Genomic DNA, 22,079 nt, shown 5'->3' with positions numbered 1-22,079 from the left:
ATGGAACGACGAAACTTTATCCAGACGCTGGCCGCTGCTGCGGGCGGCGGTATGGCTGCGGCGCCCGGCGCGGCGGCAGCGGCCAGCGCCATCGACACCAGCGGCGCCGCAGCCCGCGCCCAACTTGCCGCGCTGGCGCAGAAGATGTCCGAACCGGTGCTGACCAACATGGCCGCCGGCACGCTGAAGAAAAACTTCGCCCTCGAAGTCAGTCCCACCTGGGACGGCCGCGACAAAGGCGTCGCCTATCTGGAATGCTTCGGCCGCCTGATCGCCGGCATCGCTCCCTGGCTCTCCCTGGCCGACGACGGCACGCCCGAAGGCCGCGAGCGCAAGCGCCTGCAACAACTGGCCCTGCAAAGCTACACCAATTCGGTCGATCCAGCGAATGCGGACTACCTGCTGTGGAAAGGCCCGGGCCAGACGCTGGTCGATTCCGCCTACTTCACCAATGCCCTGATCCGTGCGCCGAAAGCGCTGTGGGAGCCGCTGGATGCCAGAACCAAGCAGCGCATCATCGCCGAAATCAAGGCCTTGCGCCGCATCGAGCCGCCCTACATCAACTGGATGCTGTTCGCCGCCATGAACGAAGCCTGGCTGATGTCCATCGGCGAAGAATTCGATCCGCTGCGCATGAACGTCGCCATCCGCAAAATCAACGAATGGTACGTCGGCGACGGCTGGATCAAGGACGGCGACGCCTTCCACTTCGACTACTACAATGCCTTCGTCATGCACCCGATGCTGGTCGAAATCCTCGACGTGCTCGACGAGAAAAAAGGCGCCTTCTGGAACGGCAAACCGGAAGAGCTGCGTGCGCAGGCGATCAAGCGCATGCAGCGCTACAGCGAACATCTGGAACGCTTCGTTTCCACCGATGGCAGTTTCCCGCCCATCGGCCGCTCGCTGACCTATCGTACCGCCGCCTTCCAGCCACTGGCCCTGCTGGCGCTGCGCAAGCAGCTGCCGCAAAGTCTGCCCGAAGGCCAGATCCGCGCCGCGCTGCAAGCGGTGCACAAGGCCGTGTGGTCGGCGCCCTCCAACTTCAGCAAGGAAGGCTACCTGACCATCGGCTTCGTCGGCCACCAGCCGGAGCTGGGCGACTGGTACTCCAACAACGGCAGCATGTACATCGCCTCCGCCAGCCTGTTACCCCTGGGTCTGTCACCCAACGACAGCTACTGGACCGCGCCAGCGCAGGACTGGACGCAGAAGAAAGCCTTTGCCGGCGCCCGCTTCCCTAAAGACTATCCCGTGAACTACTAATGACGATCACATCCACCTCCCGCCGCAGCGTGCTGCGCGGCGCCAGCGCCGCTGCCATGGGTAGTCTGATGCTACCGCTGTCCGCCCAAGCCGCTGCACGTTTCACCATCAGCGACACCGACTTCATGCTCGACGGCCAGCGCATGCAAATCCGCTGCGGCGAAATGCACTTCGCCCGCGTGCCGCGCGAATACTGGCAGCACCGCCTGAAAGCCATCAAGGCCATGGGCCTCAACACCGTGTGCGCCTACCTGTTCTGGAACTACCACGAATGGCGCGAAGGCCGCTACGACTGGGCCGGCCAGCGCGACGCGGCGGAATTCTGCAAGCTCGCGCAGCAGGAAGGCCTGTGGGTCATCCTGCGTCCCGGTCCCTACGCCTGCGCCGAGTGGGAAATGGGTGGACTGCCATGGTGGCTGTTGAAGAAACCGGGCGACGCCTTCCTGCGCACGCGCGACGCCAACTTCGTGCAGCCGGCGCGCCGCTACATGAAGGAAGTCGGCCGCGTGCTCGGTCCGCAGCAGATCACGCATGGCGGTCCGATACTGATGGTGCAGGTGGAGAACGAGTACGGCTTCTTCGGCGAAGACCTGGCCTATATGCGCGAGATGAAAAGCATGCTGCAGGACGCGGGCTTCGACGTGCCGCTGTTCCAGTGCAATCCGACCAATGCGGTGGTCAAGTCGCACATCGACGGCTTGTTCAACGTGGTCAATTTCGGCAGCGATCCGGCGGCCGGCTTCAAGATGCTGGATCAGGTGCAAAAAGGCCCGCGCATGTGCGGCGAATACTACTCCGGGTGGTTCGATACCTGGGGCGCGCCGCACCGGCGCGGCTCCGCCGACGGCGCCGTGGCCGACATCCAGGCCATGTTGAAGGCCAACGGTTCCTTCAGCCTGTACATGGCGCACGGCGGCACCAGCTTCGGCCTGTGGGGCGGCTGCGACCGTCCCTTCCGCCCCGACACCAGCAGCTACGATTACGATGCGCCGATCAGCGAGGCCGGATGGACCGGCGAAAAATTCCAGGCCTACCGCGACGGCATCAAGCCTTTCCTGCCGGCCGGCGAAACGCTGCCGCCGCCACCGCCGAAAAATCCTGTCATCGCCATCAAGCCGTTTGCGCTGAAGCAGTCCTCCACCGTGGCCAGCGCCCTGCCAGCAAAGGGCCTGCGCGTGGCGTCGCCGCAGCCGATCGAGCAGTACGACATCAGCCGGGGACTGGTCTCCTACCGCGTGACGCTACCCGCCGGGCCGGCCGGCACGCTGGAAGCAGCCAAGGTGCGCGACCTGGCCTGGGTCAGCATCGACGGCAAACAGGTCGGCACGATGGACACGCGCCACCGCCGCTTCAGCATTGACCTGCCGGCGCGCAGCAAGCCGGCCACGCTGGAGATCCTGCTGTACACCATCGCCCGCGTCAATTTCGGCGTCGAGATCCACGACCGCAAAGGCCTGCACGGACCGGTCACCCTCAACGGCCAGCCACTGGAAAACTGGGACATCCGCGCCATCGACTTCGACGCCGACGCCGCGCTGCCGCCACTGACGTGGAAGACCGGCCGCGCGCAGGGCGCCGCCTTCTGGCGCGGCAGCTTCGACGTGACACAAGTCGGCGACACCTTCCTCGACATGTCAGGCTGGGGCCAAGGCATCGTCTGGGTCAACGGCCGCTGCCTGGGGCGTTACTGGAGCATCGGCCCGACGCAGACCATGTACCTGCCCGGCCCCTGGATCAAGCGCGGACAGAACGAAGTGGTGGTGCTGGACCTGACCGGTCCGCGCAGCGCCCGCATCGCCGGCCTGACCGCGCCGATCCTCGACCAGCTGCATCCGGAGCTGGACCTGGCGCGCCCGCCAAGCAAGGTCAAACCGGCGCTGGACGGCGTCAAGCCGGTGCACGAGGGCGAATTCGCGCGCGGCGCCGCCGTGCAGGACGTGACCTTCGCGCAGCCAGCCAGGGGCCGCCAGTTCTGTCTCGAATCGCTGGATGCCTGGGACGGCAAGCAGTACGCCGCCGTGGCCGAACTATCGCTGCTGGGCGTGGATGGCAAGCCGCTCAACCAGTCCAGCTGGACCATCGCCTACGCCAGCAGCGAGGAAGCCACCAAGGAGGACGGCGGCGCCCTCAACGCCATCAACGGCCAGGCCACCGACCACTGGCACACCGCCTACAGCGGCAAGGCCGCCACCGCGCCAGGCAGCCAGCATCCACATCGCCTCATCATCGATCTGGGCGCCGAAGCCACCGTGGCCGGCCTGCGCTACACGCCGCGCCAGGGCCCCGAGGGCGTCACCGGGCGTATTCGCCACTACCGGGCCTATGTTGGCAGTTTGACTACAACAACCTAGTTTTACACCCACAATCATTGACAGCAGGACGGTCGCCGGGCAATCTTAGGCGTGCTGTCCTCAAAATGCTGGCGATGATCAAACGTGAAAAATTCTGGCAGCGGCCGGGCTGGGTGTTTTGCCTGTTACTGGCGCTGTTCCACTTTGCCAGCGTCAAGCTGACTTTCTTTTGTGCAGTCACGCCGGAAAACGCCGTGGTGGTGTGGCTGCCCAACGCCGTGCTGCTGGCCGCGCTGCTGCGTTTCCGCGGCCAGCGCGCGCCGCTGCTGGCCGCGATCACCTTCACGTCCGACGTGCTGGCCAACCTCAACGCCTTCCCCTGGTACGAGGCGGTGCTGCTCAGCGCCGTCAACCTGGCGGAAATCATTTTCACCTATCAGGTCATGTTGCGCAGCCGCGCCTCGCCGCGTTTGCACCGTCTGAAAGACCTGGTCAAGTTCATCATCGCCGGCCCGGTGTTCGGCGCCATGCTGGCCGGCTTGCTGGCGGCGGTGGTGCTGCAGCAGGTGGGCGGCGCCACCACGTCCTACTTCACGCTGGCGCGGGTATGGTGGTTCGGCGACGGTCTCGGACTGCTGATCTACACGCCGCTGCTGCTGGCTTACACCCAGCCGCAGCGCCAGCGCCTGAAGTTGACCCGCCTCGATGACGCTGCGCTGGGGCTGACGCTGATGCTGTCCTTCGCCGTCCTGTCGGCCCATGGCGGCGAAATCGACGGTGTCTCCGTCACGCCGACGCTGCTGCTGCCGGCGGTGGCGGTGATCGCCTTCCGCTTCGGCGTGCGTCTCACCACGCTGCTGGTGGCGCTGATTTCGCTGAGCACCGCGATGCTGATGACCACAGGCCTGAAACCGTTCGGCGACGTACCGATTCACCTGGAAGTGGTGCGCGCGCAGGAGTTCATCCTGACGCTGTGCATCATCGGCATCGGCTTTGCCGTGCTGTTGAGCGAGCTGCAAACCCGCGAGCGCGAACTGGAAAGCCGGGTGCGCGAACGCACGCGCGAGCTGGAACAATCCAACGCCCGCCTGGCCGCAATCAGCGCCACCGACGGCCTGACCGGCATCGCCAACCGCCGCCGTTTCGACGAAACGCTGAGCGGCGAATGGAACCGCGCCCGCCGCAGCAAGCAGCCGCTGGTGCTGGCCTTGCTGGACGTGGACCTGTTCAAGCAGTACAACGATCACTACGGCCACCAGTGCGGCGACGACGCGCTGCGCGCCATCGCCGCCGAACTGGCGCGGCATGCGCGCCGCAGCGGCGATTTCGTGGCGCGCTACGGCGGCGAGGAATTCGCGCTGATCGCCCAGGCTTCCGGCGAAGACCATGCGCTGGCGATGGCGGAACGGCTGTGCCGCTCGATCGCCACGCTGCGCATGCCGCACGCCACATCGCCGTTCGAGGTGCTGACGGTGAGCATCGGCGTGGCGGTCTTCACGCCGGGCCAGCAGGATTCGTGGGATGACCTGCTGAAGGCGGCCGACGTCGCGCTGTACCGCGCCAAGCAGCTGGGCCGCAACCGCGTCGAACTGGCCGACGTCGAATCAGTCACCTGAGCGGCGCGCCGACAGCTGGCGGTACTGGCTGGGCGTCAGCCCGGTGGTGGCCTTGAACTGGCGCGTGAACGCCGAGTGATCGCCATAGCCGCAGGCCTGCGCGATTTCCGCCACGCTGGCGGCGCCGTTCAGCAGGCGCGAGGCGGCGTCGACGCGGGTCTGGATGATCATCTGGCGCGGCGTCAGGTGGAAGATGCGCAGGAAGTAGCGTTCGATCTGCGCCACCGACATATTGGCGATGCGCGCCAGTTCCGGCAGCTGCAGCGGCTGGCCGTACTGTTCATGGATCACCTGCACCGCCGCCGCCACCTTGCGATAGGCCGGGTTCTTCTTGTCCGCCATCGCCAGGTCGCGCGAAATGCCGGTCAGGCCGACGATGCGGCCGTGTGCATCACGCAGCGCGGTCTTGCGGGTCAGGCACCAGCCGGGATCGCGGTTGGGATACAGGTGCAGTTCCAGCTGGTCTTCGATATCGCTGTCGCCGGCCAGCACCTGCATGTCCTGCGCCAGATAGGTCTGGCCGAACGGATGGGCGAACACCTCGGCCGGCGTACGTCCGATCAGCGCCGATTTGTGCCGCTGGCCGCAACGCTGGACCAGGGTCTGGTTGACCACCACGTAGCGCCCCTCGATGTCCTTGACAAAGAACACCACGTCCGGCAGCGCATCGAACAGGCCCTCTGCAAAAAAGGGATCGGCGATATTTGCACCCAGTGCGCGGCGCACGGCCTGATTGTTGACGGATTCTGTCTGCATGAACTTCATTGTGCACCATTGTGCAGATTTCGTCACCCATCATGCGCAGGCCAAGCAAGACAGCGGATGGGGTCCAGCCTAAGATTTATGGCATGAAAACCATCTCCATCATCGATTCCCATACCGGCGGCGAGCCGACCCGCCTTGTCATCGACGGCGGCCCTGAACTGGGCAAAGGCCCGCTCAGCGAACGCCTGGCCAGGCTGCGCGCCGCCCACGACAATTTCCGCTCCGCCGTGGTGTGCGAGCCGCGCGGCTCGGACGTGCTGGTGGGCGCGCTGCTGTGCGAACCGCACGCGCCGGACTGCGTGGCGGGCGTGATCTTCTTCAACAACGTCGGCTACCTGGGCATGTGCGGCCACGGCACCATCGGCCTGGTGGCGTCGCTGGCCTTCATGGGCCGCATCGCGCCGGGCCGCCACCGCATCGACACGCCGGTGGGCGTTGTGGAAGCGGAGCTGCATGCCGACGGCAGCGTCACCGTGGACAACGTGGCGTCGTACCGCAGCCGCGCCGCCGTCACGGTGGAGGTGCCCGGCCATGGCGCGGTCACCGGCGACATCGCCTACGGCGGCAACTGGTTCTTCCTGATCGCCGAGCATGGCCAGGAACTGAGCGTGCGCAATGTCGAAGCGCTGACCGGCTATACGGTCGCCGTCAGCGACGCGCTGGCCAGGGCCGGCATCACCGGCGACAACGGCGCGGTGATCGACCACATCGAACTGTTTGCCGATTCGCGCACCGGCGCCGACAGCCAGAGCTTCGTGCTCTGCCCCGGCAAGGCCTACGACCGTTCGCCTTGCGGCACCGGCACCAGCGCCAAGCTGGCCTGCCTGGCCGCCGACGGCAAGCTGGCCGAAGGCGCGCTGTGGAAGCAGGAAAGCGTGATCGGCAGCGTGTTCGAAGCCTCGTACCGCGTGCGCGACGGCCAGCTGCTGCCGAGCATACGCGGCAAGGCCTGGGTCAACGCGCAGGCGCAGCTGATTCTCGATCCGAGCGATCCCTTCGTCTGGGGCATCCGGTGATTAGTGCCGATGTCATCGTCATCGGCGCCGGCATCGTCGGCGCCGCGTGTGCGGATGCGCTCAGCGAGCGCGGACTGCGCGTGGCGATCATCGAGCAGGACATCGCCGGCGGCGGCGCCACCGCGGCCGGCATGGGCCACCTGGTGGTCATGGACGACAACGCGGCGGAACTGGCGCTGTCGGCCTACTCGGTCTCGTTGTGGAAGGATCTGGTGGGCGACCGTCCGCAACGCCACGAATACAGCGGCTGCGGCACCATCTGGATCGCCGCCGACGAAGAGGAAATGGATGCCGCGCTGGAGAAGGCGCAGAACCTGTCCGGCCATGGCCTGATCTGCGAAGTGCTGACGCCCGCCGCGCTGTATGCGCGCGAGCCGCAACTGCGCGCCGGCCTGGCCGGCGGCCTGCTGGTACGTGGCGATGGGCTGGTGTATCCGCCCAAGACCACCCGCATCCTGCTGGACCGCGCCATGCGCCGCGGCGCCGTCACCCGCCGCGCCAGCGTCACCGCCATCGAGGACCATTGCGTGGTGCTGGGCGACGGCACGCGCCATCAGGCGCAGCACATCGTGCTGGCGGCCGGCGCCCGCTCCGGCGCGCTGCTGCCGGAACTGCCGATCCAGCCCAAGAAAGGCCACCTGGCCATCACCGACCGCTATCCGGGTTTCGTCAGGCACCAACTGGTGGAGCTGGGCTACATCAAGAGCGCGCACGCCGCCAGCGGCGACTCGGTGGCGTTCAATCTGCAGCCGCGCCCCACCGGACAAATCCTGATCGGCTCTTCGCGCCAGTTCGACACCACCGATCCGGCGGTGGAACCGGCCATGCTGCAACGCATGCTGCGCCACGCCGCCGCCTTCACGCCGCAACTGGCGCAGCTGAACGTGCTGCGCACCTGGACCGGCTTCCGCGCGGCCACGCCGGACGGCCTGCCGCTGATCGGCCCTTGCGGCGCAAGGAACGGCTTGTGGCTGGCCACCGGCCACGAAGGCCTGGGCATCACCACCTCGCTGGCGACGGCGCAGCTGCTGGCCGGCCAGATGCAGAACGAAAGAACGCGCATCCCGTTTGCGCCCTACCTGCCGGGACGCTTCCATGTCTGACACCCTGATCACCCTCAACATCAACGCCAGCGACGTCAGCGTGACGCCCGGCGTGACCGTGGCTGCCGCCATCGCCATGGCGGGCGACATCACCACTCGCCGCTCGGTCGGCGGCGCGGCGCGCGCGCCCTTGTGCGGCATGGGCGTCTGCCAGGAATGCCGCGTCACCATCGACGGCCGCCCGCACCAGCTGTCGTGCCAGACGCTGTGCGCCGACGGCATGCACGTCGTTACCGGAGCGGTGGCATGAAGCGCTACGACGTCCTGGTGGTGGGCGCCGGCCCGGCGGGCATGGCGGCGGCGCATGCGGCCATGACGCAGGGCGCGCAGGTCGGCATCATCGACGATAATCCGCTGGCCGGCGGCCAAATCTGGCGCGGCGGCCCCGACCTGCAAGCCGATGCGCGCGCACCGCAGCTGTGGAGCGCCTTGCGCGCATCGGAGCTTGTCGAGTTCCTGCCGCAGACGCGCGTGATGTATGCGCCGCAGCCCGGCCAATTGCTGGTGCAGACGCCCAGCGCGGCGGCCACGCTGCATTACGCCAGGCTGGTGCTGGCGACCGGCGCGCGCGAACGCCTGCTGCCCTTCCCCGGCTGGACGCTGCCCGGCGTCACCGGCGCCGGCGGCCTGCAGGCGCTGGCCAAGGGCGGCTATCCGCTGCGAGGCAAGCGTGTGGTGGTGGCGGGCAGCGGCCCGCTGCTGCTGGCCTGCGCCGCCACGCTGAAAAGCAAGGGCGCGCACATTGTCGCCATCGTCGAACAGGCCGGCACGCCGGCGCTGCTGCGCTTCGGCCTTGGCCTGCTGGCAACGCCGGCCAAGATCACCCAGGCCATGCAATTGATGTCGCAACTGGGCGGCACGCCCTACCTGCGCGACAGCTTCGTGCACTCGGCGCACGGCGACGGCACGCTGCAATCGGTGCAGATCCAGCGCGGCGGCGTGCCCGAGATGGAAACCCTGCAATGCGATTACCTGGCCTGCGGCTACGGCCTGATGCCGAACGTGGAACTGGCGCAGGCATTGGGCTGCGCCACCGCGACGGACGGCGCGCAGACAGTGGTGACAGTGGATGAATCGCAGCGCACCTCCGTGCCGGACATCTACTGCGCCGGCGAAGGCACCGGCATCGGCGGCGTGGACCTGGCGCTGGCGGAAGGCCATATCGCCGGCCTGGCCGCCTGCGGCCAAACCGAACCGTCGCCGGAAGCGGAGCAAAACCGCGCGCATTGGCGGAAGTTTGCCGAGCGCCTGGCGCGCGCCTTCGCGCTGCGTCCCGAACCGCGCACGCTGGCCGGCGACGACACCATCGTCTGCCGCTGCGAAGACGTCTGCCACAGCGAATTGCGCACGCACGGCAGCTGGCGCAGCGCCAAGCTGCAAACCCGCTGCGGCATGGGTCCGTGCCAGGGCCGCATCTGCGGCGGCGCCACCGAGGTGCTTTACGGCTGGCGGCCGGACGCGGTCAGGATGCCGATCTCGCCGACCCGCATCGCCAGCATCATCGAGTAATTAATTGCGCTTGATGGTCGAGCCGCGCAGGATCAGCTGCGGCTCGATCATGGTGGTGGTCGGCGGCGCCTTGCCGTCGATGGTGGCGATCAGTTTTTCCATGGCGGCGGCGCCCATGCGTTCGCTCTGCAGGTCGACCGTGGTCAGCGCCGGCGACGTGTATAAACCGTATTGAATATTATCGAAGCCGGCCACCGACATATCCTCCGGCAGCTTGAAGCCCAGCGGCTGCGCCGCCTTCATGAAGCCCAGCGCCATCAGGTCGTTGTAGCAGATCAGCGCATCCGGATGCTCGCCGCCCAGCATGATGGCCGAGCATACGCGCTCGCCTTCGGCCGCCGTCGGCGCGCTGCTTTCGTGGACGATCAGCTCCATGCCATGCGCGGCCAGGCATTCGCGGATGCCGCCCAGGCGCTCTTCGTCGCGGCGCGAACGCGGGAAGCTCAGGTAGGCGATGCGCTTGTGGCCCAGCGACACCAGGTGGCGCGTCAGCATGTAGGCGCCGCGATGGTCGTCGCTGATCACCCACGGAATCTCCAGGCGGTTCAGGCGGCCGAAGAACACCAGCGGCTTGCCCAGCTCCGTCATCCAGTCCATTTCCTCCTCCAGCATGCGCGAGAAGACGATCATGCCGTCGACGCGGCGGCTCAATGCTTCCAGCAGCGGACGTTCGCGCCCCGGATTCTCTTCCGTATCGACCAGCAGCAGCGTGTAGCCATGCGCCTGCGCCACGCGGTTGGCGCCCTTGACGATGCTGGTGAAGTGGGGATTGCTGACGTCCAGCACCGACAGGCCGATGCTCTTGGTGCGGCCGGTGATCATCGACGCCGCCAGCGGGTTGGAACGGTAGCCCAGCTTTGCAATCACCTCGGTGATGGTCGCTTCCACCGCCGGCGAGAAGCGCTGCGCACCGTTGACGAACTTGGAGACGGTGGCAGTCGAGACACCGGCGGCGGCGGCCACGTCACGGATGGTTGCTACGTTTTTTTTCATGTTCAGACTGTCGGAAAGCGTGGCGGCTGCTGCGCCGAAGCGACAATCTTAGCATGGCGGCATGTTTAGTCCGTCATAAAGCGGAAGCTGGTCCGCGAACGGAACACCTGGCCCGGATATAGCGCGGTGCTGGGGAAGCCGGCGTGGTTCGGGCTGTCCGGGAAATGCTGGGTTTCGAAGGCAAACGCGCCAAAGCGCTGGTAGGCCACGCCTTCGCTGCCTATCTCCTTGCCGTCAAAGCCGTTGACCGTGTACAGCTGCACCGACGGCTCGCTGGTGCCGACCACCAGCTTGCGGCCGGCGGCGGTGATGGTGGCCACTGGCGCATAGGCGCCCACCGGCTTGGCTAACACCAGGCTGTGGTCATAGCCGCCGGTCACGCCGCCCAGCCGCGCGCTGACGCTGGCGGCGCGGCGAAAGTCGAACGGCGTGCCCGCCACGTCCAGCAGCGCGCCGGTTGGGATGCGCAGCGCATCGGTTTCCAGATAACGGTCGGCGGCGATCTGGAAGCGGTGGTCTTGCAGCGTATTGGCGGCGGCGCCGGCCAGGTTCAGGTACACGTGATTGGTCAGGTTGAGCACGGTCGGCGCACTGCTCGTGGCCTGGTACTCGATGCGGAATTCGTCGCGCTTGCGCAGCAGGCGGTAGGTCACCGTGAGGTCCAGCGCGCCGGCGAAGCCCTGGTCGCCGTCGGGACTGTGCAGGCGGTAGATGGAGCCGATCGATTCCTTGTCGGCGAAATCCTGGCGCCGCCACACGCGCTTGTCGTAGGGATCGGGATCGCCGTGGATGGCCATGCCCTTGCTGTTGGCGGGCAGCTGCACGGTCTTGCCGTCCAACGTGTAGCGCGCATTGGCGATGCGGCCGGCATAGCGGCCGATGACGGCGCCGTAGCGGCCGCGCGTGCGCTCGAACGCCGCCAGGTCGGGCAGGCTGAGAATGACGTTGGTGCGCTTGCCGTGCTTGTCCGCGACCTCGGCCGCCACCAGCGTGGCGCCGTAGTCGATATACGCCAGCTGCATGCCGCGCGCATTTTCAAGCACGACTTTTTCGACCGGCTGGCCGGCCTGGGTGACGCCGTACGCCTCAGTGCGGATGCCGCTGGCGGCACTCGCATGGGCGCAGGCCGCCAGCAGCGCGGCAAAGAACGCCGCGCGCATCACAGGTCGGTGATTTCCTTGTGGCGCGGGACCAGCGCCTTCATCACGCCCCATGCCACCAGGTAAGCCACGGCGCAGATGCCGAACATGATCATGTAGCCGGTGTGGATGTCGTTCACCTGCTTGTAGTAGTCGAACACCCAGCCGCCCAGCTTGGTCAGCGCCACGCCGCCAATGCCGCCGGCCATGCCGCCGATGCCGATCACCGAGGCCACCGATTTTTGCGGGAACATATCGGACACGGTGGTGAAGATATTCGCCGACCAGGCCTGGTGCGCCGAGGCGCCGACGCCGATCAGCAGCACCGGAATCCAGTAGCTGATCGCGCCCAGCGGCTGCGCCAGCAGCACCACCAGCGGGAAGAAGGCGATCATCAGCATGGCTTTCATGCGGCCGTCGTACGGCGCATAACCGCGCGCCATGAAGTAGCTGGGGAACCAGCCGCCGCCGATCGAGCCGACCATGGTCATGCTGTACAACACGGCCAGCGGAACCACGATGGCCTCACCCTTCATGCCGTACTGCGCCGACAGATAGGTCGGCAGCCAGAACAGGAAGAACCACCACACGCCATCGGTCATGAATTTGCCGAAGGCGAAAGCCCAGGTCTGGCGATACTTCAGCAGCTGGAACCAGGAGACTTTCTTGGCGGCGGCGATCGACGCTTCTTCGGTGGTTTCCACCGGCGCGATGGTGTCGCTGCGGATGTAGGCCAGTTCGCCGGCCGACAGACGCTTCTGCTGCTCCGGCTTTTCGTACAGCCACAGCCACACGCTCATCCAGATGAAGCCCAGCATGCCGATCATGATGAAGGCGGCCTGCCAGCCCCATACGACCGCGATCAGCGGCACGGCGATCGGCGCCAGGATGGCGCCGACGTTGGCGCCGGAATTGAAGATGCCGGTGGCGAAGGAGCGTTCTTTCTTCGGGAAGTATTCGGCGGTGGCCTTGATCGCGGCCGGGAAGTTGCCCGCCTCGCCGATCGCCAGCACCGCGCGCGAAATCATGAAGCCGACGATGGACGGCGTGGCCGCTACACCGAAGGCGCCCAGCAGGGCGACACCCACATTACCCATCGGCACCGAGAAGGCATGCATCAGCGCGCCGAGCGACCAGATGGTGATGGCCACCACGTAGGCGGCCTTGGTGCCGATCTTGTCGACCACGCGGCCGGCAAACAGCATCGAGATGGCATAGACGAACTGGAAGGCGGCGGCGATGTTGGCGTAGTCGGTATTGCTCCAGCCAAACTCGGTCGATAAGGAAGGGGCCAGCAAGCTCAGTACCTGGCGGTCCAGGTAATTGACGGTGGTGGCAAAAAACAACAGGGCGCAGATGGTCCAGCGGTATTTACCGACGGATTGCGCCACCGCTTGCGCATTGACAGGCTCGCTCAGGTTCATGGCATCACTTATTTTATGTTTATGGTGATGATCTCTCGGTCTCCACGAGATCATCCTTAGTCGTATGTCATCGTACAACTACTTAGAACCCGAGGCAAGCGGAAAGATGCGCTTGCCGCCGATTGTTGTACGATGACTTAGCGGGTTTTGACCATCAGCAGCGCCACCAGGCTGATCACCGCGGCCACCGACAGGTAGTAGCCGACGTACTGCAAGCCGTGGTTGGTCGCCAGCCAGGTGGCGGCGTACGGCGCCAGCGAGGCGCCCAGGATGCCGGCCAGGTTGAAGGTCAGCGACGAGCCGGTGTAGCGCACCTCGGCCGGGAACAGTTCCGACAGCATGGTGCCCAGCGGGCCGTAGGTCAGTCCCATCAGGCCCAGGCCCAACGACAGGAAGATGGTCACCTCAGCCGGATCGCCCGAACCGAACATCGGCCCCAGCACCAGGCCAAACACGGCGATCGCGGCCGAGACCCAGATCAGCGTCGAGCGTCGGCCCTTGCGGTCGGCCCACACCGCCGAGAACGGAATCGTCAGCGCGAAGAACAGCACCGCGAACAGTTGCAGGATCAGGAAATTCTGGCGCGTGAACTTCAGCGCGCTGGTGCCCCAGCTCAGCGCGAACACCGTCATCAGGTAGAACAGCACGAAAGTGCACAGCGCGATCAGCGTGCCCAGCACCAGCACGCCGCGATGGTCGCGCCACACCGTCAGCACCGGCACCTTGACCCGTTCGTTCTTGTCCAGCACCTTCTGGAAGTCCGGCGTCTCATGGATCTTCAGGCGGATGTACAGGCCGACGATCACCAGCAGCGAGCTGGCCAGGAAAGGAATGCGCCAGCCGTAGCTGAAGAATTCGGCGTCGCTGAGCACCTGGCTCAACAGCAGGAAGATGCCGCCCGACAGGAAGAAGCCGATCGGCGCGCCCAGCTGCGGGAACATGCCGTACCAGGCGCGCTTGCCCGGCGGCGCGTTCTCGGTGGCCAGCAGCACCGCGCCGCCCCACTCGCCGCCCAGGCCCAGGCCCTGGCCGAAGCGACACAGCGCCAGCAGCGCCGGCGCCAGGGTGCCGATGGTGGCGTAGGTCGGCAGCAGGCCGATCACCACGGTCGAGATCCCCATGGTCAGCAGCGCCGCCACCAGCGTCGCCTTGCGGCCGATGCGGTCGCCGAAGTGGCCGAACACGGCCGAGCCTACCGGACGGGCGAAGAAGGCGATGGCGAAGGTGGCCAGCGATTGCAGCGTGGCGGCGGCGGGGTCGCCGGCCGGGAAGAACAGCTTGGGAAACACCAGCACGGCAGCGGTGGCGTAGATGTAGAAATCGAAGAACTCAATCGTGGTGCCGATCAGACTGGCAAACAACACGGTGGCCGGCGAATTGCCCTTCGTCGCTCCCTGGTGAGGCTGGCTCATGCTTGACGCTCCTGCAATGTGGTGTGCGGGCCATCATACACAGGACATTGCAGGATTGCCAAGCCTGCTCAGGGGTCGATTTGCGCAAAGCCAACCGATAGATCGTCCGCGCGTAGCGGCCGCACCACGCGCGCCTTTTCCTCGCCGTCCAGCAGGAAGATAAAGGTCGGCCACAGCTTGACGCGGAACGAGCGCCCCAGCGGCCGGCCGGGACCGTCCTCGACCTTGTAATGGCTCACGCCCTCGTTGCCGGCAAAGGCCTGCTGCAACGGCGCTTGCGCGGCCATGCAGTGGCCGCACCAGTTGGCGCCGAACTCCAGCAGCAGCGCGCCCTTGGTGGCGTCGATCTCGGCGCGCTGCGGCGCCTCGGGAATATATTGTGTCTTCATTTACCCTTGTTCAGTTGTTTGCACGGGTCGTCTCGTTCCTGCGGCGCCAGGGTCTGGATGCTGTCGTAGCGGCCGCCGTTGTCGCGGCTTTCCACAAAGCCCACGCTGCGGATGGTCAGCGCCGGCGCCACCTGCTTGAGCCAGTAGCCGACGCCGATATCCTTGCGCACGTGGCCGTTGCCGGCGATCAGCACCACATCCTTCGGCTGCTGGTCGCGGATGATCTTGGCCATCCAGATGTCGCGCGACACCTGGGCGTCGATCATGCCGCCTATCATCATCTCCGGCAGCATATTGCAATGGCCGGTGACGATTTCCTGTTGCTGGGCGTTGCGCACCGCGGCCGGCACCGGCGCGTCCAGCCTGTAATCCTTGATGCTTTGCGGATCGAACGTCGCCTTGACGCCGTCGCGCACCACACGCGACGCATCGGCGCGCGACAGATTGCCCGCCACCAGCGGCAGGTGGTATGTCAGCGCCAGCTGGATCACAGGATAATACAATTGCCAATCCCAGCGCGCACCGGCCACCACCTGGATCACGCACTGGGCGTCGGCGCAGCCTTTTTGCGCCTTGTCGACCAGGTCCTGGTCCTCGCGGTCGAACTGTTCCATGACGATGGCCGGCCGCCAGCCCGCCTCCACCCGCTGCCGCAACAGCGCGTAGCGCAGCTTGTGGCCCTGGACGTTGTCATGCACCTCGCCCAGCAGCAGCACCTGTGGATTTTTGGCTTCCAGCAAGTCCGCCGCCGGCGCGGTGGCCGGTTTGCCGCCGCTGGCGCAGCCTGCCAACAACACCGCCGCCGGCAGCGCCAAAGTCAATTGTGTTCTGGCCTTATATATAGAAATCATCTGATGAACACCTGTATGCTTCAAAATTATTTGTTGAAAATGTGATATTTTCTGCGCCACAGGCAAACGGCCGGCGGGTGTTGTTGCGGCGCAAAATTACCTTGCACCAAAAGAAAAACAGATGGCAATTTGTTATTAGCTGTGATTTAATAGCAGAACGGTAGCAAGTATTACTTCAGCCGCCTGCAATTTTACAGTTTATGCATTAGACCGACCTTAACTTCCTGTGTATTCAGCAAGTCAGGAGTGTCATCGTGAAAGTATTGTCCTTGATCTCGACAGCTTTACTGGCTTTAAGCCTCGCCGGCGCCGTACAGGCTCAGCCTGCCGCACCAGCAAACAAGAATGTTGCACCTGCAACAATCGTCCTTGCCCACTGCGAGGCGGACGACACTGCACCGTGCAGCATCGACGCGCCCGCCGAACAGAGCGGCGATACCGATCCGCACGCGTTGCCGCCTGTCGATTCCAAACAGCGCCAGCAAAACGACCCGGCCACGCCGGTGCCGGAGCCGGAAACCTTCGTCATGCTGATGCTGGGCCTGGTGGTGCTGGGTGTGGCCTCGCGCCGCCGCCAGTCTCCCGACAAGTTCGCCGACTAAACGCTTTGCCGCTTCACGAAAAATCCCGCTGCGCGCGGGATTTTTTACGTCAGGCGTGCAGGCGCGAATCGGCGTGCAGCGCGATGTCGTCCACCGGCGTCACGCACGGCATGCGCAGCACGAAGCTGGCGCCCTGCCCCAGCACGCTGGACACCGTGATGCTGCCGCCGAACTGCTTGGCAATCAGGTTGAACACGATGTTCAGCCCCAGACCGGTGCCGCCCTGGCCGCGCCGGGTGGTGACGAAGGGATCGAACACCTTGTCCAGCATGTCCGGCGGGATGCCCTTGCCGTTGTCGGTCACCTGCATTTCGATCCAGTCGCCCTGCTGCGCCACGCCGATGATGATGCGGCCTTCGTCCTCCGGCCCGAAGGCGTGGTCGACGCAGTTCAGCGTCAGGTTGGTGATCACCTGCGCCAGCGCGCCGGGATAGCTGTCGAGCATGATGTCGGGCGGACAGGCGATGCTGACCGTGATGCGCGTCTTCTTCAGCTTGGGCTGCAGGCTGGACACCACCTCGTTGATGTAGTCGCGCAGCTCGAAGCGGCGGCGCGCCTCGCTGACCTGGTCGACCGCGATCTGCTTGAAACTGTGGATCAGGTGCGCCGCGCGGTAGGCGTTGTTCATGATCAGCCGGGTGCTCTCGGCCGCCGTCTCCAGGTAGCGCGTGATGTCGGATTTCTTGATGTTGCCGCCCTCGACCGAGGCCTGCACCTTCTCGGTCGCCTCCATCAGCACCGAGGCGCTGGTCAGCGCGATGCCGACCGGGGTGTTGATCTCGTGCGCGACGCCGGCCACCAGCCCGCCCAGCGAGGCCAGCCGTTCCGCCTGCAGCAGCGATTCCTGCGTGCGGCGCAGGTCGTCCATCGCCTTGGCGGTGGCCTGGGCCGACTTGCGCGCCTCGTCCTCCGCCTCGCGGATGCGCTGGATATTCGACTTGATCTTGCGCTGGATGGCGTTGAAGCCGCGGATCACCTCGCCCAGCTCGTCCTGGCGGTTGTCGGGCAGCTCCTCCACCTCGTCGCTGCCGCGCGTGGCCAGGTCGAACAGGCCGTCGCGCAGCTGCTTGAGCGGATCGAACACGATGCGCAGCGACCACGCCAGCGCCGCCACCAGGATCAGGTCCAGCAGCAGCACCTCGGTGACCTTGCGCCGCACCTCGGCGGCCAGGGTGGCGTCGATCTGCGCGCGGCTGAAATTGACCACCACGCGGCCGACGATCACCGGCTTGAGCGCCGCCCCGGCCGCGCCGGAATCGCGGTAGGCCAGGTCGGCCACCACCGGCGTGCCGGCCACGGCGGCGTCGTTTTCAATCGAGGAAATGGTGCCGTTCTCGTTGCGCAGCTTGCCCGAGAACAGGCCGACCGACGTATCATAGACACGGATGGAGACCAGCTCCGGCGGCATCATCTCGGCCGCGACGATGTTGTCGACCTTGGCCTTGTCCAGGTCCCACAGGGCGGACGGCAGGCTGGTTTGCAGGCGCGTCAGCACGCCCTGCCGCAGACGCTGGCTGCTGACTTCAAGCTCATGGCCAAGGCTGTACTGGGCGTAGGTGCCGGAGACGCCCAGCACCAGGGTGACAATGACCACGAAAAGCAGCGTCAAGCGGCCTTTAATACCAAACATCGAGCGATCTCCCGACAACACGGATTTGACGGCAACGCCCCAATGTACGGTATGGGCTGCATCTTGGCAAGACAATGGTAAGATCGGGAAACATAGATCAAGAAGCAATCAGGAGGCCGCATGGCAAGCAACTATCATCAACTGACGCTGGCGGAGGTGCGGCCGGGCATGGTCCTGTCCGACGTGCTGCTCGATGTGCAAGGCAATGTGCTGCTGCCGCAAGGCGCGGTGCTGACCGAAGCCATGCTGGCGCTGATGCCGCGCCATGGCATCGCCGTGCTGCCGATCGCGCTGGCGGAAGTGACGCCGGAAGCGGTGGCGGCCACCTTGCAGCACCACGAGGCGCGCATCGCCCACCTGTTCCGCAAGAACGATGCGGACAGCGACAGCGACTGGGCCACCGCCACCCTGCGCCGCTTCGTCACCGACTTCCGCCTGGGGGTAGAGGAGACGCCGGAACATGAGTAATACGCTGAGCTACGACGACGTGGTGCGCACGCTGGACGACCTGCCCTCGCTGCCGGCGGTGGTGATGGAGCTGCTCAACAGCATCGACCAGGAAGACGTCGACATTTCCGTGCTGGCCAAGAAGGTCAGCTACGACCAGGCGCTGACGGCCAAGACGCTGCGCCTGGCCAACTCGTCGCTGTATGGCCTGCAGGTCAAGGTGACCACCATCCAGCAGGCGATCACCTACCTGGGGTTCCAGACCACGCGCAACCTGATCACGGCGGCCGCCGTCACCGGCTGCTTTGCCGAGGGCCACTGCCCCGGCTTCGACCACAAGGCCTTCTGGCGCCACTCGATCGCCACCGCCGCCTGCGCCAAGGTGCTGGCGCGGCAGATGCGCTTCAACCAGGACTACGCCTTCACGGCGGGGCTGCTGCACGACATCGGCCGCCTGGTGCTGGTGTCCTGCTTCCCGAATCACTACTCGGAAGCGATCGCCTACCGCGAGCAGCACGACTGCTACATGCTGGAGGCCGAGCGCAGCGTGCTGGGCGTCGATCACGTCGACGCCGGCCTCGCACTGGCGGAACACTGGAATTTCTCGGACACGATGCGGCTGGCCATCGGCGGCCATCACGACCCGGAAGCACCGGGCGCGGGATTCCTTGCGGCCATCATTCACGTGGCCGACGCTATCGTGCATGCGCTCGATCTGGCGCAGGTACAGGACGACCTGGTGCCGCCTGTGTCCACCGTGGCCTGGACTGCCTTGGGCCTCGATGAAGAAGTGTATCTGCAAATTTTCCGCGAAACGGAACTGCAGTATGAAGAGATCTCTATGGTGTTGCTGACCTGAAGCGGCAGCCTGCCGGAACGCGTTTTAAACCCGGACCGGCAGGCGCTTGCGCGCGGCGCGCATTAATGATGCGCCACGTTTCCGGCCTGGGCCTTGTCAGCTGCTGGACGATCGTCTGCCTTCGGACGGCCCTGGGCGTCGGACAGGCGGTACTTGGTGCGGCGGTCGCCCATCAGGTCGCGCAGGTCGCGGATGCTCATGCCGGTCACTTCATGCATGCGGATCAGCAGCGAAGCGCCGACCGGCAGACGGTGGTGACGGATTTTGCTGATCACCGGCGGCGCCACTTCCAGCAGGCGCGACAGTGCGGCATCGTTCTTCAGCTGCATCTTGCCCAGCAAGATATCCAGCAGATGGTTGGGGTTGTAGCTTTCCTGGGAAGCGAGAGCATGATGTGCCATGATGATTTTCCTCGTTGGTTGGGGTGAACAGATAGTGCTGGTTTGAACTTAAGCAAAACTTAGACTTCCAGATTGCTATTCATGCAAGATACCAGCGCGCACCGGGCTAAGATTGTTTGACATCAATCAGTGGCTAGAAACCTTAGCAACAATGCTATTTCATCACATGGGACCGGAGGGTGTCGCACGCAAGAACTTGTAGGAAACTGTTACACAAAGCAAGTTCAGCTTTACAGCGCAAAACCGGGGTCAGTGCCGACATTCGGACATTTCGCGCGCGAAATGTCCGAATGTCGGCACTGACCCCGGTTGAGGGGGGAATCAGGCGGTGGTGTCGATGTTGCGGCCCAGCGTTTTTTCGTTGTCGCGGCGCTGGGTGTCGGCTTTTTTGTCGGCTTGCTGGACCGCGCGGCGGTCGGCGGCGGCCGCGGCGTCGTTGTTGCGCGCCTCGGTGCGGCTGGCGTCGGTGTTTTCCCTGACGCGCTGCTTGAGGGCGGCGCCATCCTTCTCGGCGCGGTTGGCCTGCTCGGCACGACGCGTGTCCGCCGTCTGCTCGCTGCGCTGCTCGGCGCGGTTGGCGCGGGTTTCCCGCAGGTTCAGCTGCACGGGATTCGCGTTGGAAGTGGAAGTAACATTAATTGCCATGACTCCACTGTAGCGCAACGGCAAGCAAAATCAAGTTCCGCTTGCGGCAAATACGATAAACTAGCGCCTGTGCCGTCCCGCACGGCCTTCTCTCGCAAAGCATTCCATTGAAAACCAAAACTCCAGTCCAGCCGCATTACTTCGTCCCCGAGCCGCTCGATAACGCGCGCCTGGCCCATTTGTGCGGCCCGCTCGACGAAAACCTGCGCCAGATTTCCGCCGCGCTGGACGTGACCATTTTCCGCCGCGGCGAAAAGTTCATCGTCAGCGGCCACAACGCCGAGCGCGCGGTCGAGATCCTCGACCACTTCTACGCCATCGCCAACAAGATCGTGCCGATCGAGGAAGTGCAACTGGCGCTGGTCGAACAGCGCGCCAGCATGCACGCCGGCCTGCCGCTGGCCGAGACGCCGGCGTTGGAAGGCGAAGCGCCGCGTCCGGCCGCCAAGCCGCGCAAGGTGGAAACCGTGCCGGCCACGGACATCGAGATCAACAGCCCGGTGCTGAAGACGCGCCGCGCCGACCTGCGCGGCCGCACACCGCACCAGATCCGCTACCTGCGCAACATCCTCGAACACGACATCAGCTTCGGCGTCGGTCCGGCCGGCACCGGCAAGACCTACCTGGCCGTGGCCTGCGCGGTGGATGCGCTGGAACGCGACGCCGTCAAGCGCATCATCCTGACCCGGCCGGCGGTGGAGGCAGGCGAACGCCTGGGCTTCCTGCCGGGCGACATGTCGCAAAAGGTCGACCCGTACCTGCGTCCGCTGTACGACGCGCTGTACGACCTGCTGGGCTTCGACCGCACGCAGAAAATGTTCGAAAAGCAGGTGATTGAAATCGCCCCGCTGGCTTATATGCGCGGCCGCACGCTGAACCACGCCTTCGTCATCCTGGACGAGGCGCAGAACACCACCGTCGAGCAGATGAAGATGTTCCTGACCCGGATCGGCTTCGGCAGCAAGGCCGTGATCACCGGCGACATCACCCAGGTCGACCTGCACAAGAGCCAGAAGAGCGGCCTGGTGGACGCCATCCAGGTGCTGAAGGAAGTGCGCGGCATCGCCTTCAGCCACTTCAACAGCGAAGACGTGGTGCGCCACCCGCTGGTGGCGCGCATCGTCGACGCTTACGAAACCGCCCACAACCACGAAGCGGAAATCGCTCCGCTCCTCAAAGCCACCGCCCTGAAAAATGTCCGCAAAAAATAAACTGACGCTGTCGGTGCAATACGCCGATCCGCGCCTGCAGGAAAGCATCACCCGTCCGATGATACGCAAGTGGATCCAGGCCGCGCTGTTCGCGCCGGCCGAGCTGACCATCCGCTTCGTCGACGCCGCCGAAGGCCAGGCGCTGAACCGCGAATACCGCGGCAAGGATTACGCCACCAACGTCCTGACCTTCGCCTACAACGAAGGCGAGGAAGAACTGCCGGACGACGCGCCGACCCAGGCCGACATCATCCTCTGCACCGACGTGCTGGAGCAGGAAGCGGCCGAGCAAAAGAAAACCGTGGAAGAACACACCGCCCACCTGATCGTCCACGGCGTGCTGCACGCCCAGGGCTACGACCACATGGACGACGAGGAAGCCACCGAAATGGAAGGCATCGAAACCGACATCCTGGCCACCCTCGGGTACGCCGATCCTTACGCGGATTGATGTAAGATAGGGCTGTCTTTTTGACAAAAGCAGTCCTGTCACACCAATTGGTGTATCCT

At 65.3% G+C, this 22,079-nt stretch carries 22 protein-coding genes; 12 read left to right on the top strand and 10 right to left on the bottom strand.

Annotated elements, in window-relative coordinates; all coding sequences use genetic code 11:
- From GJ698_RS14095 to GJ698_RS14085, 3 genes are all read left to right on the top strand, one after another.
- Nucleotides 1–1,266 carry a DUF2264 domain-containing protein gene (locus GJ698_RS14095; protein ID WP_154358255.1) on the top strand — a complete coding sequence of 422 codons (1,266 nt, stop codon included), beginning with the start codon at nucleotides 1–3 and terminating at the stop codon, nucleotides 1,264–1,266.
- Nucleotides 1,266–3,617 carry a beta-galactosidase gene (locus GJ698_RS14090; RefSeq protein WP_154358254.1) on the top strand — a complete coding sequence of 784 codons (2,352 nt, stop codon included), beginning with the start codon at nucleotides 1,266–1,268 and terminating at the stop codon, nucleotides 3,615–3,617. Before GJ698_RS14095 ends, GJ698_RS14090 begins: the two co-directional genes overlap by 1 nt.
- A 74-nt stretch (nucleotides 3,618–3,691) precedes the next feature.
- Nucleotides 3,692–5,173 (top strand): GGDEF domain-containing protein, encoded by a 1,482-nt coding sequence (locus GJ698_RS14085; protein WP_154358253.1) that lies wholly within the window; start codon nucleotides 3,692–3,694, stop codon nucleotides 5,171–5,173.
- Here the strand turns inward: GJ698_RS14085 and GJ698_RS14080 are convergent.
- The gene (locus GJ698_RS14080) at nucleotides 5,162–5,929 is read right to left on the bottom strand and encodes an AraC family transcriptional regulator (RefSeq protein ID WP_229259984.1); all 768 of its coding nucleotides are present in this window, start codon (nucleotides 5,927–5,929) and stop codon (nucleotides 5,162–5,164) included. The two genes, GJ698_RS14085 and GJ698_RS14080, sit on opposite strands and share 12 nt — an antisense overlap.
- A gap of 92 nt (nucleotides 5,930–6,021) precedes the next feature.
- Between GJ698_RS14080 and GJ698_RS14075 the strand changes: the two genes are divergently transcribed.
- The 4 genes from GJ698_RS14075 to GJ698_RS14060 are packed head-to-tail and all read left to right on the top strand — an operon-like array spanning nucleotide 6,022 to nucleotide 9,566.
- Entirely contained in the window at nucleotides 6,022–6,954 is a 933-nt protein-coding gene (locus tag GJ698_RS14075) for a 4-hydroxyproline epimerase (RefSeq protein ID WP_154358251.1), read from the top strand.
- The gene (locus GJ698_RS14070; RefSeq protein ID WP_371865308.1) at nucleotides 6,951–8,057 is read left to right on the top strand and encodes an NAD(P)/FAD-dependent oxidoreductase; all 1,107 of its coding nucleotides are present in this window, start codon (nucleotides 6,951–6,953) and stop codon (nucleotides 8,055–8,057) included. The genes GJ698_RS14075 and GJ698_RS14070 overlap by 4 nt, the downstream gene beginning before the upstream one ends.
- Nucleotides 8,050–8,307 (top strand): (2Fe-2S)-binding protein, encoded by a 258-nt coding sequence (locus GJ698_RS14065; protein ID WP_154358250.1) that lies wholly within the window; start codon nucleotides 8,050–8,052, stop codon nucleotides 8,305–8,307. The genes GJ698_RS14070 and GJ698_RS14065 overlap by 8 nt, the downstream gene beginning before the upstream one ends.
- Entirely contained in the window at nucleotides 8,304–9,566 is a 1,263-nt protein-coding gene (locus GJ698_RS14060; protein WP_154358249.1) for an NAD(P)/FAD-dependent oxidoreductase, read from the top strand. The genes GJ698_RS14065 and GJ698_RS14060 overlap by 4 nt, the downstream gene beginning before the upstream one ends.
- Here GJ698_RS14060 and GJ698_RS14055 read toward each other — a convergent pair whose 3' ends face one another.
- From GJ698_RS14055 to GJ698_RS14030, 6 genes are all read right to left on the bottom strand, one after another.
- On the bottom strand, nucleotides 9,567–10,559 hold the full coding sequence (locus GJ698_RS14055; protein WP_154358248.1) for a LacI family DNA-binding transcriptional regulator: 993 nt from the start codon (nucleotides 10,557–10,559) through the stop codon (nucleotides 9,567–9,569).
- Between the two features lie 65 nt (nucleotides 10,560–10,624).
- Complete coding sequence (locus tag GJ698_RS14050) at nucleotides 10,625–11,719, bottom strand: aldose epimerase family protein (RefSeq protein ID WP_166454864.1); 1,095 nt, start codon at nucleotides 11,717–11,719, stop codon at nucleotides 10,625–10,627.
- On the bottom strand, nucleotides 11,719–13,122 hold the full coding sequence (locus tag GJ698_RS14045; protein WP_154358246.1) for an MFS transporter: 1,404 nt from the start codon (nucleotides 13,120–13,122) through the stop codon (nucleotides 11,719–11,721). The genes GJ698_RS14050 and GJ698_RS14045 overlap by 1 nt, the downstream gene beginning before the upstream one ends.
- Nucleotides 13,123–13,259: 137 nt before the next feature.
- Nucleotides 13,260–14,534, bottom strand: a complete 1,275-nt coding sequence (locus GJ698_RS14040) for an MFS transporter (RefSeq protein WP_154358245.1) — start codon at nucleotides 14,532–14,534, stop codon at nucleotides 13,260–13,262.
- 68 nt (nucleotides 14,535–14,602) lie between these two features.
- On the bottom strand, nucleotides 14,603–14,923 hold the full coding sequence (locus GJ698_RS14035; RefSeq protein WP_154358244.1) for a thioredoxin family protein: 321 nt from the start codon (nucleotides 14,921–14,923) through the stop codon (nucleotides 14,603–14,605).
- On the bottom strand, nucleotides 14,920–15,744 hold the full coding sequence (locus GJ698_RS14030) for a ChaN family lipoprotein (protein ID WP_229259983.1): 825 nt from the start codon (nucleotides 15,742–15,744) through the stop codon (nucleotides 14,920–14,922). Before GJ698_RS14030 ends, GJ698_RS14035 begins: the two co-directional genes overlap by 4 nt.
- A 284-nt stretch (nucleotides 15,745–16,028) precedes the next feature.
- Here GJ698_RS14030 and GJ698_RS14025 point away from each other — a divergent pair, with 284 nt between their 5' ends.
- On the top strand, nucleotides 16,029–16,376 hold the full coding sequence (locus GJ698_RS14025) for a PEP-CTERM sorting domain-containing protein (RefSeq protein WP_371865307.1): 348 nt from the start codon (nucleotides 16,029–16,031) through the stop codon (nucleotides 16,374–16,376).
- 49 nt (nucleotides 16,377–16,425) lie between these two features.
- Here GJ698_RS14025 and GJ698_RS14020 read toward each other — a convergent pair whose 3' ends face one another.
- On the bottom strand, nucleotides 16,426–18,006 hold the full coding sequence (locus GJ698_RS14020) for a sensor histidine kinase (RefSeq protein WP_154358241.1): 1,581 nt from the start codon (nucleotides 18,004–18,006) through the stop codon (nucleotides 16,426–16,428).
- A 120-nt stretch (nucleotides 18,007–18,126) separates the two neighbouring features.
- On the opposite strand from GJ698_RS14020, the gene GJ698_RS14015 reads away from it, so the two are divergent.
- The gene (locus tag GJ698_RS14015; RefSeq protein ID WP_154358240.1) at nucleotides 18,127–18,474 is read left to right on the top strand and encodes a hypothetical protein; all 348 of its coding nucleotides are present in this window, start codon (nucleotides 18,127–18,129) and stop codon (nucleotides 18,472–18,474) included.
- Nucleotides 18,467–19,312: an HDOD domain-containing protein gene (locus GJ698_RS14010; RefSeq protein ID WP_154358239.1), complete on the top strand. Its 846-nt coding sequence runs from the start codon at nucleotides 18,467–18,469 to the stop codon at nucleotides 19,310–19,312. Before GJ698_RS14015 ends, GJ698_RS14010 begins: the two co-directional genes overlap by 8 nt.
- Nucleotides 19,313–19,374: 62 nt before the next feature.
- Here the strand turns inward: GJ698_RS14010 and GJ698_RS14005 are convergent, their stop codons facing one another.
- Both GJ698_RS14005 and GJ698_RS14000 read right to left on the bottom strand, forming a co-directional pair.
- Complete coding sequence (locus tag GJ698_RS14005) at nucleotides 19,375–19,713, bottom strand: hypothetical protein (RefSeq protein ID WP_154358238.1); 339 nt, start codon at nucleotides 19,711–19,713, stop codon at nucleotides 19,375–19,377.
- A 321-nt stretch (nucleotides 19,714–20,034) separates the two neighbouring features.
- On the bottom strand, nucleotides 20,035–20,358 hold the full coding sequence (locus GJ698_RS14000) for a hypothetical protein (protein WP_154358237.1): 324 nt from the start codon (nucleotides 20,356–20,358) through the stop codon (nucleotides 20,035–20,037).
- A 107-nt stretch (nucleotides 20,359–20,465) separates the two neighbouring features.
- Here GJ698_RS14000 and GJ698_RS13995 point away from each other — a divergent pair, with 107 nt between their 5' ends.
- Both GJ698_RS13995 and ybeY read left to right on the top strand, forming a co-directional pair.
- Complete coding sequence (locus tag GJ698_RS13995; RefSeq protein ID WP_154358236.1) at nucleotides 20,466–21,569, top strand: PhoH family protein; 1,104 nt, start codon at nucleotides 20,466–20,468, stop codon at nucleotides 21,567–21,569.
- On the top strand, nucleotides 21,553–22,020 hold the full coding sequence (gene ybeY / locus GJ698_RS13990) for an rRNA maturation RNase YbeY (protein WP_154358235.1): 468 nt from the start codon (nucleotides 21,553–21,555) through the stop codon (nucleotides 22,018–22,020). Before GJ698_RS13995 ends, ybeY begins: the two co-directional genes overlap by 17 nt.
- Nucleotides 22,021–22,079 lie beyond the last annotated feature (59 nt).

It is taken from the genome of Duganella aquatilis (assembly GCF_009674565.1).
Taxonomy (GTDB): domain Bacteria; phylum Pseudomonadota; class Gammaproteobacteria; order Burkholderiales; family Burkholderiaceae_D; genus Rugamonas; species Rugamonas aquatilis.
This window is presented reverse-complemented; position numbering and strand designations above follow the sequence as displayed.

Excerpts from the sequence above, each read along its gene's own strand:
- GJ698_RS14095 (WP_154358255.1), top strand. The coding sequence starts at position 1 with ATGGAACGACGAAACTTTATCCAGACGCTGGCCGCTGCTGCGGGCGGC.
- GJ698_RS14090 (WP_154358254.1), top strand. The coding sequence starts at position 1,266 with ATGACGATCACATCCACCTCCCGCCGCAGCGTGCTGCGCGGCGCCAGC.
- GJ698_RS14085 (WP_154358253.1), top strand. The coding sequence starts at position 3,692 with ATGATCAAACGTGAAAAATTCTGGCAGCGGCCGGGCTGGGTGTTTTGC.
- GJ698_RS14080 (WP_229259984.1), bottom strand. The coding sequence starts at position 5,929 with ATGCAGACAGAATCCGTCAACAATCAGGCCGTGCGCCGCGCACTGGGT.
- GJ698_RS14075 (WP_154358251.1), top strand. The coding sequence starts at position 6,022 with ATGAAAACCATCTCCATCATCGATTCCCATACCGGCGGCGAGCCGACC.
- GJ698_RS14065 (WP_154358250.1), top strand. The coding sequence starts at position 8,050 with ATGTCTGACACCCTGATCACCCTCAACATCAACGCCAGCGACGTCAGC.
- GJ698_RS14060 (WP_154358249.1), top strand. The coding sequence starts at position 8,304 with ATGAAGCGCTACGACGTCCTGGTGGTGGGCGCCGGCCCGGCGGGCATG.
- GJ698_RS14055 (WP_154358248.1), bottom strand. The coding sequence starts at position 10,559 with ATGAAAAAAAACGTAGCAACCATCCGTGACGTGGCCGCCGCCGCCGGT.
- GJ698_RS14050 (WP_166454864.1), bottom strand. The coding sequence starts at position 11,719 with ATGCGCGCGGCGTTCTTTGCCGCGCTGCTGGCGGCCTGCGCCCATGCG.
- GJ698_RS14045 (WP_154358246.1), bottom strand. The coding sequence starts at position 13,122 with ATGAACCTGAGCGAGCCTGTCAATGCGCAAGCGGTGGCGCAATCCGTC.
- GJ698_RS14040 (WP_154358245.1), bottom strand. The coding sequence starts at position 14,534 with ATGAGCCAGCCTCACCAGGGAGCGACGAAGGGCAATTCGCCGGCCACC.
- GJ698_RS14035 (WP_154358244.1), bottom strand. The coding sequence starts at position 14,923 with ATGAAGACACAATATATTCCCGAGGCGCCGCAGCGCGCCGAGATCGAC.
- GJ698_RS14020 (WP_154358241.1), bottom strand. The coding sequence starts at position 18,006 with ATGTTTGGTATTAAAGGCCGCTTGACGCTGCTTTTCGTGGTCATTGTC.
- GJ698_RS14015 (WP_154358240.1), top strand. The coding sequence starts at position 18,127 with ATGGCAAGCAACTATCATCAACTGACGCTGGCGGAGGTGCGGCCGGGC.
- GJ698_RS14010 (WP_154358239.1), top strand. The coding sequence starts at position 18,467 with ATGAGTAATACGCTGAGCTACGACGACGTGGTGCGCACGCTGGACGAC.
- GJ698_RS14005 (WP_154358238.1), bottom strand. The coding sequence starts at position 19,713 with ATGGCACATCATGCTCTCGCTTCCCAGGAAAGCTACAACCCCAACCAT.
- GJ698_RS14000 (WP_154358237.1), bottom strand. The coding sequence starts at position 20,358 with ATGGCAATTAATGTTACTTCCACTTCCAACGCGAATCCCGTGCAGCTG.
- ybeY (WP_154358235.1), top strand. The coding sequence starts at position 21,553 with ATGTCCGCAAAAAATAAACTGACGCTGTCGGTGCAATACGCCGATCCG.